The sequence below is a fragment of the Actinomadura sp. NPDC049382 genome, from assembly GCF_040677125.1.
GTDB lineage: Bacteria > Actinomycetota > Actinomycetes > Streptosporangiales > Streptosporangiaceae > Spirillospora > Spirillospora geliboluensis.
In genome coordinates this window covers 21246-36588 of sequence record NZ_JBFARO010000078.1, presented here as the reverse complement: position 1 = coordinate 36588, position 15343 = coordinate 21246, and the positions used below count along the sequence as shown (strand labels likewise).

Annotated in this window: 13 protein-coding genes; 5 read left to right on the top strand and 8 right to left on the bottom strand. The window is 72.0% G+C overall.

Going from position 1 to position 15343, the window contains the following annotated elements:
- Positions 1-240: hypothetical protein (locus tag AB0K34_RS32220; protein ID WP_364552797.1), on the bottom strand; the 240-nt coding region annotated here is incomplete at its 3' end.
- A 175-nt stretch (positions 241-415) separates the two neighbouring features.
- On the opposite strand from AB0K34_RS32220, the gene lexA reads away from it, so the two are divergent.
- Positions 416-1117 carry a transcriptional repressor LexA gene (gene lexA, locus AB0K34_RS32215; protein WP_176198978.1) on the top strand — a complete coding sequence of 234 codons (702 nt, stop codon included), beginning with the start codon at positions 416-418 and terminating at the stop codon, positions 1115-1117.
- Between the two features lie 120 nt (positions 1118-1237).
- Here lexA and leuS read toward each other — a convergent pair whose 3' ends face one another.
- Entirely contained in the window at positions 1238-3706 is a 2469-nt protein-coding gene (gene leuS, locus AB0K34_RS32210; protein ID WP_171069099.1) for a leucine--tRNA ligase, read from the bottom strand.
- 336 nt (positions 3707-4042) lie between these two features.
- Between leuS and AB0K34_RS32205 the strand changes: the two genes are divergently transcribed.
- Entirely contained in the window at positions 4043-5587 is a 1545-nt protein-coding gene (locus tag AB0K34_RS32205; protein WP_364552794.1) for a long-chain fatty acid--CoA ligase, read from the top strand.
- Positions 5588-5663: 76 nt separating this feature from the next.
- On the opposite strand, the gene AB0K34_RS32200 is transcribed toward AB0K34_RS32205, so the two are convergent.
- On the bottom strand, positions 5664-6911 hold the full coding sequence (locus tag AB0K34_RS32200) for a cytochrome P450 (protein WP_364552800.1): 1248 nt from the start codon (positions 6909-6911) through the stop codon (positions 5664-5666).
- Positions 6912-7060: 149 nt separating this feature from the next.
- Positions 7061-8437 carry an aspartate aminotransferase family protein gene (locus tag AB0K34_RS32195; protein ID WP_364552793.1) on the bottom strand — a complete coding sequence of 459 codons (1377 nt, stop codon included), beginning with the start codon at positions 8435-8437 and terminating at the stop codon, positions 7061-7063.
- A 178-nt stretch (positions 8438-8615) separates the two neighbouring features.
- Here AB0K34_RS32195 and AB0K34_RS32190 point away from each other — a divergent pair, with 178 nt between their 5' ends.
- Positions 8616-9494 (top strand): alpha/beta hydrolase, encoded by an 879-nt coding sequence (locus tag AB0K34_RS32190; protein ID WP_364552792.1) that lies wholly within the window; start codon positions 8616-8618, stop codon positions 9492-9494.
- On the opposite strand, the gene AB0K34_RS32185 is transcribed toward AB0K34_RS32190, so the two are convergent.
- Entirely contained in the window at positions 9463-11031 is a 1569-nt protein-coding gene (locus AB0K34_RS32185) for a GMC family oxidoreductase N-terminal domain-containing protein (RefSeq protein ID WP_364552791.1), read from the bottom strand. The two genes, AB0K34_RS32190 and AB0K34_RS32185, sit on opposite strands and share 32 nt — an antisense overlap.
- A 116-nt stretch (positions 11032-11147) precedes the next feature.
- On the bottom strand, positions 11148-11753 hold the full coding sequence (locus tag AB0K34_RS32180) for a TetR/AcrR family transcriptional regulator (protein WP_364552789.1): 606 nt from the start codon (positions 11751-11753) through the stop codon (positions 11148-11150).
- A 146-nt stretch (positions 11754-11899) separates the two neighbouring features.
- Between AB0K34_RS32180 and AB0K34_RS32175 the strand changes: the two genes are divergently transcribed.
- A complete protein-coding gene (locus AB0K34_RS32175) occupies positions 11900-12919 on the top strand; it encodes an aldo/keto reductase (protein WP_364552788.1) in 1020 nt (339 codons plus the stop codon).
- 86 nt (positions 12920-13005) lie between these two features.
- Here AB0K34_RS32175 and AB0K34_RS32170 read toward each other — a convergent pair whose 3' ends face one another.
- Both AB0K34_RS32170 and AB0K34_RS32165 read right to left on the bottom strand, forming a co-directional pair.
- Positions 13006-14013: an ATP-dependent DNA ligase gene (locus AB0K34_RS32170; protein WP_364552786.1), complete on the bottom strand. Its 1008-nt coding sequence runs from the start codon at positions 14011-14013 to the stop codon at positions 13006-13008.
- A 98-nt stretch (positions 14014-14111) separates the two neighbouring features.
- Positions 14112-14684, bottom strand: a complete 573-nt coding sequence (locus AB0K34_RS32165) for a TetR/AcrR family transcriptional regulator (RefSeq protein ID WP_364552785.1) — start codon at positions 14682-14684, stop codon at positions 14112-14114.
- 90 nt (positions 14685-14774) lie between these two features.
- Here AB0K34_RS32165 and AB0K34_RS32160 point away from each other — a divergent pair, with 90 nt between their 5' ends.
- Complete coding sequence (locus AB0K34_RS32160; protein WP_364552783.1) at positions 14775-15149, top strand: DUF4267 domain-containing protein; 375 nt, start codon at positions 14775-14777, stop codon at positions 15147-15149.
- Positions 15150-15343: the final 194 nt, after the last annotated feature.

The following is a 15343-nucleotide window of genomic DNA, read 5'->3' as shown; positions in this document are numbered from 1 at the left end:
GGCGCCGGGGTCGGCGGCGGACGCGCGGCCCCACCGCGTGGCGCCGGGCCCCCCGCCCCCGGTGCGCGGCGGGCCGGACGGGCCGCCGCGGTCGCCTTCGCCGGCGCCGGCGAAGGCGCCGGGGCCGACGGTGAGCCAGAGCGCGACGAGGGTGACGGTCGCGGCGAAGCCCACCAGAACGGCGCGGCCACGGCGGGTCAGGCGGATCGGGGGGCGGTCACCGCGGAGTGAACCGGACATCTCTCCACTCCTCGTCGTCGAATGAATTTTCGATCGAACGCCTGTACGATGTTCTATCAGGCGGCGACCGGAAAAAGCGAGTACATCTTCGAACAATTGTTTGATCATTAGGCCGGGACGCGATAGCGTTCATGACGAGGAGTGACCGATCGAGGCGCCCGGGAGGCGACGAGCGATGAGCAAGGTCCGGGACCTGCCCGACGGGCCGATGGACGAGACGGGCCTGACGCAGCGGCAGCGCATGGTGCTGGAGGTGATCCGCGACTCGGTCCAGCGCCGCGGCTACCCGCCGTCGATGCGCGAGATCGGCGAGGCCGTGGGGCTGACCAGCACCTCCAGCGTGTCGCACCAGCTCCGCTCGCTGCAGCGCAAGGGCTTCCTGCGGCGCGACCCGAACCGCCCGCGCGCCGTCGAGGTCCGGGTGCCCGGCGCGACGCCGGTGCGCACCGACGAGGAGGCCTACGAGGCCGCGGGAGGGCAGCCGGCCACGGCGCAGCCCGCGCCCGCCTACGTGCCGCTCGTCGGCCGGATCGCGGCCGGTGGCCCGATCCTCGCCGAGGAGTCCGTCGAGGACGTGTTCACCCTGCCGAAGCAGCTCGTCGGCGAGGGCACGCACTTCCTGCTGAAGGTCACCGGCGACTCGATGATCGACGCCGCGATCGCGGACGGTGACTGGGTCGTGGTCCGGCAGCAGCCGGTGGCCGAGCAGGGCGACATCGTGGCCGCCATGATCGACGGCGAGGCCACGGTCAAGACCTTCAAGCGGCGCGACGACGGCCACATCTGGCTGATGCCGCAGAACCCCGCCTACGAGCCGATCCCCGGCGACGAGGCGTCCGTGCTGGGCCGCGTCGTCGCCGTCCTCCGCAAGATGTAGCGCGCACGCCGAAACGGCCGCCGGAGGCTCTCCGGCGGCCCATCGGCATGCCCACCGGCCCGATCCCTACGAGCCCGACGGCGGCCCCCGCGCCCCGGGATGGAGGCGCGGGGGCGGCGGTCAGCGCTTGGGGACGATGTTGACGATCTTGGGGGCGCGGACGATGATCTTCATGATCTCGGCGCCGCCCAGCGCGTCCTGGACCTTGGCCGAGGCCAGCGCGCGGCGCTCCAGTTCCTCGTCGGCGATGCCGGGCGGCACCTCCAGCCGGTCGCGGACCTTGCCGGCGATCTGCACGACGCAGGTGACCGACTCCTCCACCAGCAGCGCCGGGTCGGCGGTCGGCCAGCCGGCCCGGATCACCGGAGCGGTGCGGCCCAGCAGCTCCCACGCCTCGTCGGCGGTGTAGGGCGCGAACAGCGACAGCAGGATCGCGATCGTCTCGGCGGCCTCGCGGACGGCCGGGTCGGCGGCGCCGGGGCCGGAGTCGATGGCCTTGCGGGTCGCGGTGACCAGCTCCATGATCCGCGCGATCGCGACGTTGAACCGCTCCGTCTCGACCAGCGTGGTGGCCTCGTCGACGGTGCGGGCCGTGACGCGGCGCAGCGCCGTGTCGCCGGTCGCGGGGTCGGCGCCCGGCGCGGACGAGACCTCGGTGGCGATGCGGTGCACGCGGGACAGGAACTTCGACATCCCGTGCGGGGACACGTCGGCCCAGTCGATGTCGTCCTCGGGCGGGCCGGAGAACAGGATCGCCAGCCGGACGACGTCCACCCCGAACTCGCCGATCTGCTCGCCCAGGTCGACGCCGTTGCCCAGCGACTTCGACATCGCCTTGCCCTGGTTGATCACCTGGCCCTGGTTCAGCAGCCGGCGGAACGGCTCGGTGAAGTCGATCATGCCCATGTCGTACAGGACCTTCGTGAAGAAGCGGCTGTACAGCAGGTGCAGGATCGCGTGCTCGACGCCGCCGGTGTACTGGTCGACCGGCATCCACCGGCGGACCTGCTCGACGTCGAACGGGCCGCCCTCGTAGCCGGGCGAGCAGTAGCGGAAGTAGTACCAGGACGAGTCGACGAACGTGTCCATCGTGTCGGTGTCGCGGGTCGCGGCGCCGCCGCACTTGGGGCAGTCGGTGTTGACCCAGTCGGCCGCGGCGGCCAGCGGCGAGGTGCCCTTGGGCGCCAGGTCCGCGCCGCGCAGGCCCTCGGGGAGGGTCACCGGCAGCTGCTCGTCCGGGACGGGGACCTCGCCGCAGGACGGGCAGTGCACGATCGGGATCGGGCAGCCCCAGAACCGCTGCCGGGACACCAGCCAGTCGCGCAGCCGGAAGTTGACGGACCCGCGGCCGGTGCCGCGCTCCTCCAGGATCTGGATGATGCGGGCGATGCCGTCGGCCTTGCCCAGGCCGTCGATCGGCCCGGAGTTGACGATCGCGCCGTCGCCGGGGGTGGCGACGCCGGTCTCGGCGGGGTCGTCCAGCCCGGTCTCCACGACGACGCGGACCGGCAGGCCGAACTTCAGCGCGAAGTCCAGGTCGCGCTGGTCGTGCGCGGGGACGGCCATGATCGCGCCGTGGCCGTACTCGGCCAGCACGTAGTCGGACGCCCAGACGGGCAGCCGCTCGCCGTTGACCGGGTTGACCGCGTAGCGGCCCAGGAACACGCCGGTCTTCTCGCGCTCGGTGGACAGCCGCTCGATCTCGCTCTCCCGCGAGACCTCCTCGCGGTAGGCCTCGAACGCGGCGCGGTGGTCGGGGTGGCAGATCTCCTCGGCCAGCGCGGCGTCGGCGGCGACGACCATGAACGTCGCGCCGAACAGGGTGTCGGGGCGGGTGGTGTAGACGGTGACGGGCTCGTCCCGGCCCTCGATGGCGAAGTCGACGTCGGCGCCGGTGGAGCGGCCGATCCAGTTGCGCTGCATCAGCAGGACGCGCTCGGGCCACTTGCCCTCCAGCTGCGCCATGTCGTCCAGCAGCCGGTCGGCGTAGTCGGTGATCTTGAAGTACCACTGGGTCAGCACGCGCTTCTCGACCAGCGCGCCGCAGCGCTCGCAGTGCCCGCCGACGACCTGCTCGTTGGCCAGGACGGTCTGGTCCTTCGGGCACCAGTTGACGTGGCCGCCCTTGCGGTAGGCCAGGCCCCGCTCGTAGAAGCGCAGGAACAGCCACTGCGTCCACTTGTAGTACTCGGGGTCGGAGGTGTGCAGGCGACGCGTCCAGTCGAAGGACGGCGCGTACCGCTGGAAGGAGGCGGCCTGCGTCTCGATGTTGGCGTAGGTCCACTCGGCGGGGTGCGAGTCGCGCTTGATGGCGGCGTTCTCGGCGGGCAGGCCGAAGGAGTCCCAGCCGATGGGGTGCAGCACGTTGTAGCCGCGCTGGAACCAGTAGCGCGCGGGGACGTCGCCGATGGCGAACGCCTCGGCGTGCCCCATGTGCAGGTCGCCGCTGGGGTAGGGGAACATGTCCAGCGCGTAGCGGCGCTCGGTGGCGGTGTCCTTCTCATCGGCCGCGAACGGGTCGAGCTCCGCCCAGCGGGCCTGCCACTTGTCCTGAACCGCCCGTGGGTCGTACTGCTCGTCGCTGCTCACGCTTACAGACTCCGCTTCGTCCTTCAGGGTCCTGGGCCGTCCGCCGACATGAAACGGCCCCTCGCACAGGAGGGGCCACCACGCTGACGTCAGTTCGTCAACGTGGTCCTTCGAGGAGCAGCCTGGCTGACATACATCAAGAGTAGCGCAGCCGCAAGCCCTCCCGCCTGTGGTTAAGGCACCGGCGCGGGCGGTAGAAGCGGGGCAAGAACGAAATGCCACGTCAAAGCGCCGGAAGAGGTGGCCTTCTCCCGGTCCGGTGCAGCAGGATGTGCGGAACCGTTCGTAGACTCGTCGGTAACTAACCGGCCGGTCACCTTTCGCGCGAGGAGTGCCATGCTCAACCTGTCCGTGCTGCTGGAGGACGCCGCCAGGGAGACGCCCGAACGGGAGGCCGTCGTCTTCGGCGACCTTCGGCTCTCCTACGCGTTCATCGACTCGGTCGCGAACCAGGTCGCGAACCTGCTGCGGTCGCGCGGCATCGGCCCGGGCGACAAGGTGGCGCTGTCCAGCCCGAACCTCCCGTACTTCCCGATGGTGTACTTCGGGGCGCTCAAGGCGGGCGCGGTGGTCGTCCCCCTGAACGTGCTGCTCAAGCCGCGCGAGATCGCCTACCACCTCGGCGACTCGGACGCGAAGGCGTTCTTCTGCTTCGAGGGCACCCCGGAGCTGCCGCTCGGCGAGATGGGGCACGCGGGCTTCGCGCAGGCCGAGGGGTGCGAGCACTTCTTCCTGCTGCCCGCGAACCCGGCGGCGACGGAGTCCCCGATCGAGGGCGCGGAGCTGTTCTGGGCCGCGCTCGCCGGGCAGCCGGGCACGTTCGACACCGCGCAGACGGGCCCGGACGACACCGCCGTGATCATCTACACCAGCGGGACGACGGGCCAGCCGAAGGGCGCCGAGCTCACGCACAGCAACCTGCTGTCGAACGCGATGGTGGACGACACGCTCTTCTACCGGACGCTGCACGACACCTCGCTGGTGACGCTGCCGCTGTTCCACATCTTCGGCCAGACGTGCGTGATGAACGTCGGCTTCTACCGCCGCGCGACCCTCGTCATGCAGGCCCGGTTCGACGCGAAGCAGGCCGTCGAGCTGATGGTCAAGGAGAAGGTGAACATCTTCGCGGGCGTCCCGACGATGTACTGGGGCCTGCTGACGGACGAGACCTCCGCCGAGGACATCGCGACGATCAAGGAGAACCTGCGGGTCGCGGTGTCGGGCGGGTCGGCGCTGCCGATGGAGGTCCTCAAGGGCGTCAAGGAGAAGTTCGACGTGGACGTCCTGGAGGGCTACGGCCTCTCCGAGACGTCGCCGGTGGCCTCGTTCAACCGCCCGGACCGCCCGACCAAGCCCGGCTCGATCGGCCTGCCCGTCTGGGGCGTCGAGATGAAGCTGATCGACGACGACTGGAAGGAGATCGAGGGCGAGGGGCCCGGCGAGATCGCCATCCGCGGGCACAACATCATGAAGGGCTACTACGGCCGGCCCGAGGCGACCGAGGCCTCGATCAAGGACGGCTGGTTCCGCACCGGTGACGTGGCCCGCCGTGACGAGGAGGGCTACTACTACATCATCGACCGCTCCAAGGACATGATCATCCGCGGCGGGTACAACGTGTACCCGCGGGAGCTGGAAGAGGTGCTCATGACGCACCCGGACGTGTCGCTGGCGGCGGTCGTGGGCGTCGAGCACCCCTCGCACGGCGAGGAGATCAAGGCGTACGTGATCCGCAAGCCCGGCGCCGCCGTGACCGAGGACGAGCTGGTCGCGTGGGGCAAGGAGCAGTTCGCCAACTACAAGTACCCGCGGATCGTGGAGTTCCGGGACGAGCTGCCGATGACCGCCACCGGCAAGATCCTCAAGCGCGAGCTGCGCTGACCCGACGGCGGGCCCCGGGGCCTCGGCGCGGCGCTTCAGCGCGCGCCGGGGCCCCGGGCAGGCCCGGTCGAGGGGCTCAGAACGCGTAGGGCAGGCGCTTGATCCCGTTGATGAAGTTGGACTCCAGCCGGGCGGGCTCGGCGGTCGCGCGGATCTCCGGCGTCCGGCGCAGCAGCTCCCGGAACATCACGGTGATCTCGCGCCTGGCCAGGTGCGCGCCGAGGCAGAAGTGCGGGCCGGGCCCGCCGAACCCGACGTGCGGGTTCGGGTCGCGCAGGATGTCGAACTTCTCCGGCTCGGCGAACACGGACTCGTCGCGGTTGCCGGACCAGTAGTAGAGGACGAGCTTGTCGCCCTCCTTGATCTCGTGCTCGTTGAGCACGGTGTCGCGGGTGGCGGTGCGGCGCATCCAGATGACCGGCGACACGTACCGGACGATCTCCTCGATGGCGCCCGCGATGCGGCCGTCGAAGTCCGCGGTGAGCAGGGCCCGCTGGTCGGGGTGGCGGGTGAACAGGTCGAGGCCGTGCGCGATGGCGTTGCGGGTGGTCTCGTTGCCGGCGACCACCAGCAGGATGAAGAACGAGCCGAGCTCCTGGTCGCTGAGCGACTCGCCGTCCACGTTGGCGTTCACCAGCGCGGACGTCAGGTCGTCGGTGGGGTTCTCGCGGCGCCGCCGGCCGAGGTCCTCGACGATGCCCTTGAGCGTCTCGCCGGCGCCGAGCAGCGCCATCGCCATCTCCTCGGGGTTCTCCGAGGGCAGGAACTCCGAGTCGTTGCCGGCGAGGATGACGTTCGTGGCGTCCAGGACGGTCGTGTAGTGCTCCTCGCCGATGCCCATCATGTCGCAGATGATCTTCAGCGGGAGCCGGGCCGCGACGTCGGCGACGAAGTCGCCGGTGCCGCCGCCCGCGGCGACGTTCGCCACGATCTCCCCGGCGACGTGCTCGACCTGGTCCTCGAACCGCTGGATCATGCGCGGGGAGAACGCCCGGGAGACGATGCGCCGGATCTTGGCGTGCCGCGGGTCGTCCATGCTGATCATCGAGCCGAAGTACTCGTGCATGTCGCCCGGCATGTCCGGGATGCTGATGGCGCCCTTGCCGGAGCAGAAGTCCTGCGGGCGGCGGGACGCCTCGACGATGTCGGCGTGCCGGGTGAGCGCGTAGTAGCCGGGGCCCCGCGGCGCGATGATGATGTCGGGTTCCTCGAAGCGGACCAGCTCCGGGTGCCAGCGCAGCGCCTTGAACGCCTCGTGCCGGTCCTCGTGCGGCCGCCGCCAGAACTCCCAGTCCGTCAGGTTGATGTCCTCGACCTTGAGCACGCTGCCCACCACCTCATCGCATTCCGAACCTGATTCGGTTTACAGGCAGCCTCTCAAAGTAAAGCGGCAAGCGCACACTGATCGGCGAGGTGACCCGCCTCACATTAGCCGCGCCGGGCCCGGCCCGCCCGCCGGACCCGGCATCGCGCTCACATCCGCGCCCACGCCTCGGTGAGCACCGACCGCAGGATCTGCTCGATCTCGTCGAAGTGGGACTGGTCGCAGACCAGCGGCGGCGCCAGCTGCACGACGGGGTCGCCGCGGTCGTCGGCGCGGCAGTACAGGCCCGCCTCGTACAGCGCCTTGTCGAGGAAGCCGCGCAGCAGCCGCTCGCACTCGTCGTCGTCGAACGTCTCCCGCGTGTCGCCGTCCTTGACCAGCTCGATGCCGTAGAAGTAGCCGTCGCCGCGGACGTCCCCGACGATCGGCAGGTCGCGCAGGCGCTCCAGCGTGGCGCGGAACGCGTCCCGGTTGCGCAGGACGTGGCCGTTCAGGTCCTCGCGCTCGAACAGGTCGAGGTTGGCCAGCGCCACGGCCGCCGCCACCGGGTGCCCGCCGAAGGTGTAGCCGTGCGCGAACATCTCCGTCCCGTGCTTGAACGGCTCGAACAGCCGGTCGGCGACGAGCATGCCGCCGAGCGGCGCGTACCCCGAGGTCACCCCCTTGGCGAAGGTGATGATGTCGGGCGTGAAGCCGAAGCGCTGCGCGCCGAACATCGTGCCGAGCCGGCCGAACGCGCAGATGACCTCGTCCGACACCAGCAGGACGTCGTGCCGGTCGCAGATCTCCCGGACGCGCTCGAAGTAGCCGGGCGGCGGCGGGAAGCAGCCGCCCGAGTTCTGCACGGGCTCCAGGAACACCGCGGCGACGGTCTCGGGGCCCTCGAACTCGATGGCCTCCTCGATCCGGTCGGCGGCCCACCGGCCGAACGCCTCGGGGTCGTCGCGGTGCTCGGCGGCCCGGTAGATGTTGGTGTTCGGCACCCGGAACGCGCTCGGCACGAGCGGCTCGAACGGGGCCTTCAGGCCGGGCAGCCCGGTCAGCGACAGGGCGCCGTGCGGGGTGCCGTGGTAGGCGACCGCGCGGCTGATGACCTTGTGCTTGGTGGGCCGGCCGGTCATCTTGAAGTACTGCTTGGCGAGCTTCCACGCGCTCTCGACGGCGTCGCCGCCGCCGGTGGTGAAGAAGACGCGGTCCAACCCGGCGGGCGCGAGGTCCGCGAGCCGCTCGGCCAGCTCGACCGCCTTCGGGTGCGCGTACGACCAGATCGGGAAGTAGGCCAGCTCGGCGGCCTGCTTGGCGGCGGCCTGCGCCAGCTCCTCGCGCCCGTGCCCGGCCTGGACGGTGAACAGCCCGGACAGGCCGTCCAGGTAGCGGCGGCCCGCCGAGTCGTACACGTAGGGGCCGTCCCCCCGGACGATCACCGGGATCTCGGCGCCGCCCTGGGACCCCGAGTGGCGCGCGAAGTGCATCCACAGATGGTCGCGCGCCGCCCTCTGCATCGCGTCGTGCTGCTCGCTGGTCACGTCCGGCTCCGTCATCACGTTCCCTCAGATGCGATTGATCCCGTTGTCATGATGCTAAGTGAGTACGGATTCCGCTGTAAATAGATAGTGATACACCGATATCCGAAGGATGACAGCCGTGATCACCGGGACCTCCCGGCCGCCCGGTAGCGTGCGCCGCGAACCGAGGAGGCGGGACATGAGCGACATCACGACCGGATCGGTCACGGCGAACGGGCTCGACTTCGGCTACCTGGCGGCCGGCCCGGAGGACGGCCCGCTGGCCCTGCTGCTGCACGGCTTCCCCGACTCGGCGCACACCTGGCGGCACCTCATGCCCGAGTTGGCCGCCGCCGGGTACCGTGCCGCGGCGCCGTTCATGCGCGGGTACGCGCCCACGTCCGTCCCGGAGGACGGCGCCTTCCAGACCGGCGCGCTCGCCGCCGACGCCGTCGCCCTGCACGAGGCCCTCGGCGGCGGCTCCGACGCCGTCGTCATCGGCCACGACTGGGGCGCCTTCACCGCCTACGGCGCCGCGAACGTCGCGCCCGGCCGGTGGCGGAAGGCCGTCGCCATGTCCGTCCCGCCGATGTCGGTGATGACCACCGCGTTCTTCGACTACGAGCAGCTCAAGCGCTCGTTCTACATCTTCGTCTTCCAGACGCCCCTCGCGGAGCTCGTGCTGAACCGCGCGTTCATCGAGGGCCTGTGGCGCGACTGGTCACCCGCGGACGGCCGCGACCGCACGGCGGACGTCGACCACGTCATGGAGTGCCTCGCCACCCCGGCCAACGCCGAGGCGGCGATCGGCTACTACCGCGCCATGCTCGACCCGTCCAAGCTCATCGAGCGGTACGCCGCCGAGCAGGAGGCGGCCTCCGCCATCGGCGAGGTGCCCGTCCTCTGCCTGCACGGCGCCGACGACGGCTGCCTCGGCGCCGACGTCGTCGACCTCGACGCCGTCCGCGCGGCCCTCCCGGCCGGCTCGCGCGCCGAGTCCGTTCCGGAGGCCGGCCACTTCCTCCAGCTCGACCGGCCGGACGAGGTCAACGCGCGGATCCTCGGCTGGCTGTCCTGACCAGGTCGGCGGCGCGTTCGCCGATCATGATGGCGGGGGCGTTGGTGTGGCCGCGGGTGATCTCCGGGAGGATCGAGACGTCCGCGACGCGCAGGCCCTCGACGCCGCGGACGCGCAGCTCCGGGTCGACCACGGCGTCGTCGTCGGTGCCCATGCGGCACGTGCCGGTCGGGTGGTACAGCGTCTCGGCGTGCCCCCGGACGTAGCGGGCGAGGGCCTCCTCGTCGTCCGGCCCGACGTAGGGGTCCATGGGCTCGCCGACGTAGGGCTTGAGCGCGTCGCCCGACATCAGCTCGTCGGCGTACTTGAGCCCGTGGACCAGGCGGCGCAGGTCGCTCTCGCCGGTCAGGTAGGCCGGGTCGATCGACGGCGGCGCGGCCGGGTCGGCGGACGCGAGCGTGATCCGCCCCGCCGACTCGGGCCGCAGCAGGACGACGCCGAGCGTCACGCCGTGCTCGGTCGGCGGGGTGAGGCCGTGCGCCACGTACGGGGCCGGCGCGAAGACCAGCTCCAGGTCGGGGGCGGGCTGCGCCGGGTCGCTGCGGAGGAACACGACCGCCTCGCCGACGTTGGAGGTGAACGGCCCGCGCCGGGCGACCAGGTACCGGACGATGTTGGGCAGCGACTCGGCGCCCGCGAGCGTGACCTTCTTCGGGCAGTGCCGGACGACGCCGACCGACAGGTGGTCCTGCAGGTGGCGGCCGACCTCCGGCCGCTCCAGGACCGGCTCGACGCCGGCGGCGCGCAGCTGGCCGGGGTCGCCGATCCCGGAGAGCATCAGCAGGTGCGGCGAGCCGATCGCGCCCGCCGACAGCACGACCTCGCGGCGGGCGGTGACGCGCTCGCCGCCGTACTGGACGCCGGTCGCGCGGCCGTCCTCGATCAGGATCCTCGACACCGGCGCGCCGGTGACGACCGACAGGTTCTTGCGCTTGCGGGCGGGGCGCAGGTAGGCGTCGGCGGCGCTGCACCGCCGGCCGCGCCGCTGGCTGACCGGCGTCTGCGCATACCCCTCGTTGGACGGCCCGTTCAGTTCGGGTAGCCGGGTCAGCCCGGCGGCGGCGCACGCGTCGAGGAACGCGCGGGTCGAGGCGTTCGGACTGCGCTGCTCGGAGATCGTGACGGGGCCGGTCGTCCCGTACACGCCGCCCTCGTTGCTGCCGACGCGCCCCTCGGCGCGCTTGAAGTACGGTTCGACGTCGGCGTACGACCAGCCGGGCACGCCCCAGCCGTCGAAGTCGGCGGCGTGGCCGCGCACCCACATCATCGCGTTGAGCGAGGACGACCCGCCGAGCATCCGGCCGCGCGGCCAGTACAGCTCCCGCCCGTCCATCTCGGCCCGCTCGGCGGTGCTGAAGTCCCAGTCGTACTCGGTCTTGAACAGCTTGGCGAACGCGGCCGGGACGTGGATCTCGCTCTTGTCGTCCGGGCCGCCGGCCTCCAGCAGCGCTACGGTGACGGACGGGTCCTCCGACAGCCGCGCGGCCAGGGCGCAGCCCGCGGATCCGGCGCCGACGATGACGTAGTCGTAGTCCATGAGGGCCTCCGCACTCCGCCGGGCCGCGACACCGGCCCGTCAGTGCTTGCTTACCACCGGGGACGGGTCGCGTCCATGGCCCGCGCGGCCGCGGGCGGCCACTCCGTGCGGCGCGGTCACTCCGGGCGGCGCAGGCCCGCGACGAGGAACCCGACCAGCCGGCGCGCGTCGTAGCGGGGATCGGAGTCGGCCCCGATGCACAGGTTCCCGACGCCGCGCATGAGTTCGAGGGCGTCCACGTCGGAGCGGATCTCGCCCGCGTCGGCCGCGGCTCGCAGCAGGCGGCCGCACACGGGGACGAGCCGGTCGAGGAAGTAGTCGTGCAGGGCGCCGAAGCCGGGGTCGTCGGCCCGCAGCACGGCGGCGAGCCCGTGCTTGGTGACCAGGAAGTCGACGAACAGGTTGATCCAGCGGCCCAGCGCGGCGTACGGGGTCGGGCAGCTTCCGAGCAGTTCGGGCCCCGCCTCGGCGCAGGCTTCGACCTGGTGCCGGTAGACGGCGATGATGAGGTCCGCCCGCGTCGGGAAGTGGCGGTAGATGGTCCCCACGCCGACGCCCGCCCTGGCCGCGATGTCACGCACCGGCGCGTCCACCCCGGACGCGACGAAGACCGCCGCGGCCGCGTTGAGCAGGGCCTCCCGGTTGCGCCGCGCGTCCTTGCGCTTGGACGGGGCCACGCCCCGCCAGCCCTCGCCGCCGTCGTTCACCGTGCGTCCCTCCACTGCTCCAACTGCGCGCGCTTGCAATGCGGAACCGTGTTCCGTATCGTTCAGGAACATGGTTCCGCTTTGGCTCCATGATGCCAGAGCGGAGCACCGGTCATGCGCATTCGCCCATGAACGCATTCGCCTATGAAGGAGACCGTCCAATGCAGTACCGCACCTTGGGCCGCACCGGCGTGCAGGTCAGTTCGCTGGCGCTCGGCGCGATGAACTTCGGGGCGATCGGCGACACCCCGCAGGACGAGGCCACCGCCATCGTGGACGCCGCGCTGGAGGCGGGCGTCAACCTCATCGACACCGCCGACATGTACGGCCGCGGCGAGTCGGAGGAGATGGTCGGCAAGGCCATCGCCGGGCACCGCGACGACATCGTGCTCGCCACGAAGGCGGGGATGCCGATGAGCGAGGAGCGCAACCAGCGCGGCGCCTCGCGCCGCTGGCTGGTCACCGAGCTGGACAACAGCCTGCGCCGCCTCGGCGTCGACCATGTGGACCTCTACCAGATCCACCGGTGGGACCCGTCGACCAGTGACGAGGAGACGCTGTCGGCCCTGACCGACCTGCAGCGCGCGGGCAAGATCCGCTACTTCGGCTCCTCGACGTACCCCGCGTACCGGATCGTCCAGGCGGAGTGGGCGGCCCGCGCCGGCGGCCTGAGCCACTACGCGACCGAGCAGCCCAGCTACTCGATCCTGCAGCGCGGGATCGAGGCGGACGTGCTGCCGGTGACCGAGCAGTACGGCCTCGGTGTGCTGGCGTGGAGCCCGCTGGCCTCGGGGTGGCTGACCGGGGCGGTCCGCGCGGGGCGGGAGGCCGGCACCCGCCGTTCGGCGCTGATGCCCGAGCGGTTCGACCTGTCCCTCCCCGCCAACCAGGCCAGGCTGGACGCGGTCGAGCGGCTCGCGGTGGTCGCCGACGAGGCCGGGCTGACGATGATCCAGCTCGCGCTCGGCTTCGTGACCGCGCATCCGGCCGTGACCAGCGCGCTCATCGGCCCCCGCACGCTGGACCACCTGCACGCGCAGCTCGCCGCCGCCGACACCGTGCTGCCCGCCGACGTGCTGGACGCGATCGACGCGGTCGTCGCCCCCGGCACCGACCTCGCGGCGCACGAGAAGTTCGACACCCCGCCCGCCCTGCTCGACGCCTCCCTGCGCCGCCGCTGAGGCGCCGCACGGACACCCCGTTCCGGATCATGCCGGAACTACGTTCCGGATAGCGCCGATAAACACGTCCGGCGCCGCCGCCCCGGTCAGGCGGGGGCGCCGAACTCCGGCACCTCGGAGGGCGGCAGGTCGGTCCGGATCCGGTGGTACCGGACGGCGTGCCGCCACCGGCCGCCCTCCACCGCGGCGTCCCCGCTGAACTCCACGACGACCTCCGGCTCGGTCCGCACGTAGCGGATCGGCGGATGGGCGCCGTACAGCCCGCCGGCGAACCCGGCGGGCAGCTCGGGCGGCCACGGATGGTCCGGCCCGGCGTGCCGCAGCACACCGCCGAGGACGGTCCGGGCGGCGGGCGCCAGCGGCGTCGTCCGCGCCACGACGCGGAGCCGGCCCTCGGCGTCGTAGCGGCCGAGGATCAGCGACTCGGGCGCCTGCCGGGTGCCGGTCACCCCGCCGACGACCGCCTCGGCGGTGATCCGCCGCTTCACCTTCCACCAGCGGCGCCGCCCCTCCTCGTAGGGGGCGTCGGCGTCCTTCACGACCAGGCCCTCGATGCCCTGCTCGGCCAGCGCGTCGAACCACAGCAGGGCCTCCTCGACGTCGGCGGTCTGCGGCGTGCCGATCACGCGCGCGCCGGGCGGCGTGTCGCCGAGCAGCGCCTCCAGGACGTCCCGCCGCTCGCGCAGCGGCCGCGGACGCAGGTCGGCGCCGCCCGATTCGAGGACGTCGAACACGACGTAGTGGCAGGGCTCGTCGCGGGCGAGTTCGGCCCGGCGGCGGCCGGCGACGTGCCGGCGCTGCAGCGCGCCGAAGTCGAGGCGGCCGTCCGGCCCCCAGCGGACGATCTCGCCGTCCACCACGGTGCCGGGCGGGAACGCCGTGCCGACCGCCACCACGATCTCGGGGAACGCCTCGTTGAACCGCACCCGGCGGCGCGACCACAGCTGGACGTCGCCGTCCTCGTCCACCATCGCGACCGCGCGGAACCCGTCGAACTTCGGCTCGTAGCGGCAGCCGCCCGGGCACGCCTGCGGCGGCGGGACGCGGTCGACCGTCACGGTCAGCATCGGCTTCACCGGGGACCGGATGTGCATGGCCTCCCGTCCCCCGAGTTCGCTGGTCCTTTGACCACGCCCTACCCGCACTGAACTGCGCCGATAACGAAGCAGGACGAATGTTGACCGGCGGCAGGTCAGTTCGAGAAGCGCCGGATCAGGACGGCGAGGCGCTGATCGTGGTGCGCGCGGCGCATGCGGCCGTTGCGCATCAGGGAGACGAGGCCGTGCAGCGCGCTCCAGAACGTCTCGGTGAGCGTCTCCAGCTCGTCCTCGCCGGCGAACGGCCGGACGGTCTCGCGCAGCTCGCCGAACGCCTCCTTCAGCGGCGCCGGCGCCTCGGGGGTCGCGAACGGCAGGTCGACGGCGAGGACGAACATCGCGTCGTAGAGGGCGGGCCTGCGGTCGGCGAACCCCGCGTAGGCGCGGGCGACGCCCGCGAGGGCGGCGGCGGGGTCCCCGGCCGCCTCGCGGACCTCGCGCAGGTCGGCGGCCAGTTCGGCGCACCCCTCGACCGCGACGGCCGCCATGATGGCGTCCTTGCCCTTGAAGTGGCTGTAGAGGACGGGCTGGCTGTACTCGATCTCGGCGGCGAGCCGCCGCGTGGTCACCGCGTCCCAGCCCTCGGCCTCGGCCAGCTCCCGCGCGGCCGTGACGATCAGCCGCTCCCGCTCCGCCCGCTCGCGCTCCCGGCGCGTCTGGATTGACATGGCAGCGATTCTAGCAGCGCTAGCCATTCTGCCAATGCTTGTGCTAGCGTCGATCCTGTTCCTAGCACTGCTAGCAATTGGAGATGCCTGATGCTCGCCCCCTTCGCCTACGGCCTCGCGGTCGTCCTCGCCCTGTTCGTCGTCTTCATCGGCGCGCGCTTCCTCTACGCACCGCACGCGGCCGCCGCCGGGTACGGCGTCCCCGCCGAGCCCGGCGGCGGCGCCGACGCCTACCTGGCGATCAAAGGGGTGCGCGACCTCACCTTCGGCGTCCTCGGCCTCGCCCTCATCGCCTTCGCGAGCGCCCACGCCGCCGGCTGGTACATGCTGGTCGTCGCCCTCGCACCCCTCGGCGACACCCTGATCGTGCTGCGCCACGGCGGCACCAAGGCCACCGCGTTCGGCATCCACTTCGCGACCGCCGTGATCGTGCTCGTCAGCGCCGCCCTGCTCTTCGCCCTCTGACACGGGCGTTGCAGGTGAGCGCTCGCCTGCCAGGTCTGCTCCGCTTTGACCGACCTCCGGTCTCCGAACGGGAGCCGTCCCGGATCCGGAGAGAGCCGGCGCTGTCCTCGCCGGCTGATATGACAACCGCATCGCCCGTCCGCGCGGGCCGCCCGTCCCGGCCGCGGCGCGCCGTCGGCGCCGCCGCGGCGGCG

Excerpts from the sequence above, each read along its gene's own strand:
- lexA (WP_176198978.1), top strand. The coding sequence starts at position 416 with ATGAGCAAGGTCCGGGACCTGCCCGACGGGCCGATGGACGAGACGGGC.
- AB0K34_RS32205 (WP_364552794.1), top strand. The coding sequence starts at position 4,043 with ATGCTCAACCTGTCCGTGCTGCTGGAGGACGCCGCCAGGGAGACGCCC.
- AB0K34_RS32190 (WP_364552792.1), top strand. The coding sequence starts at position 8,616 with ATGAGCGACATCACGACCGGATCGGTCACGGCGAACGGGCTCGACTTC.
- AB0K34_RS32185 (WP_364552791.1), bottom strand. The coding sequence starts at position 11,031 with ATGGACTACGACTACGTCATCGTCGGCGCCGGATCCGCGGGCTGCGCC.
- AB0K34_RS32175 (WP_364552788.1), top strand. The coding sequence starts at position 11,900 with ATGCAGTACCGCACCTTGGGCCGCACCGGCGTGCAGGTCAGTTCGCTG.
- AB0K34_RS32170 (WP_364552786.1), bottom strand. The coding sequence starts at position 14,013 with ATGCACATCCGGTCCCCGGTGAAGCCGATGCTGACCGTGACGGTCGAC.
- AB0K34_RS32165 (WP_364552785.1), bottom strand. The coding sequence starts at position 14,684 with ATGTCAATCCAGACGCGCCGGGAGCGCGAGCGGGCGGAGCGGGAGCGG.
- AB0K34_RS32160 (WP_364552783.1), top strand. The coding sequence starts at position 14,775 with ATGCTCGCCCCCTTCGCCTACGGCCTCGCGGTCGTCCTCGCCCTGTTC.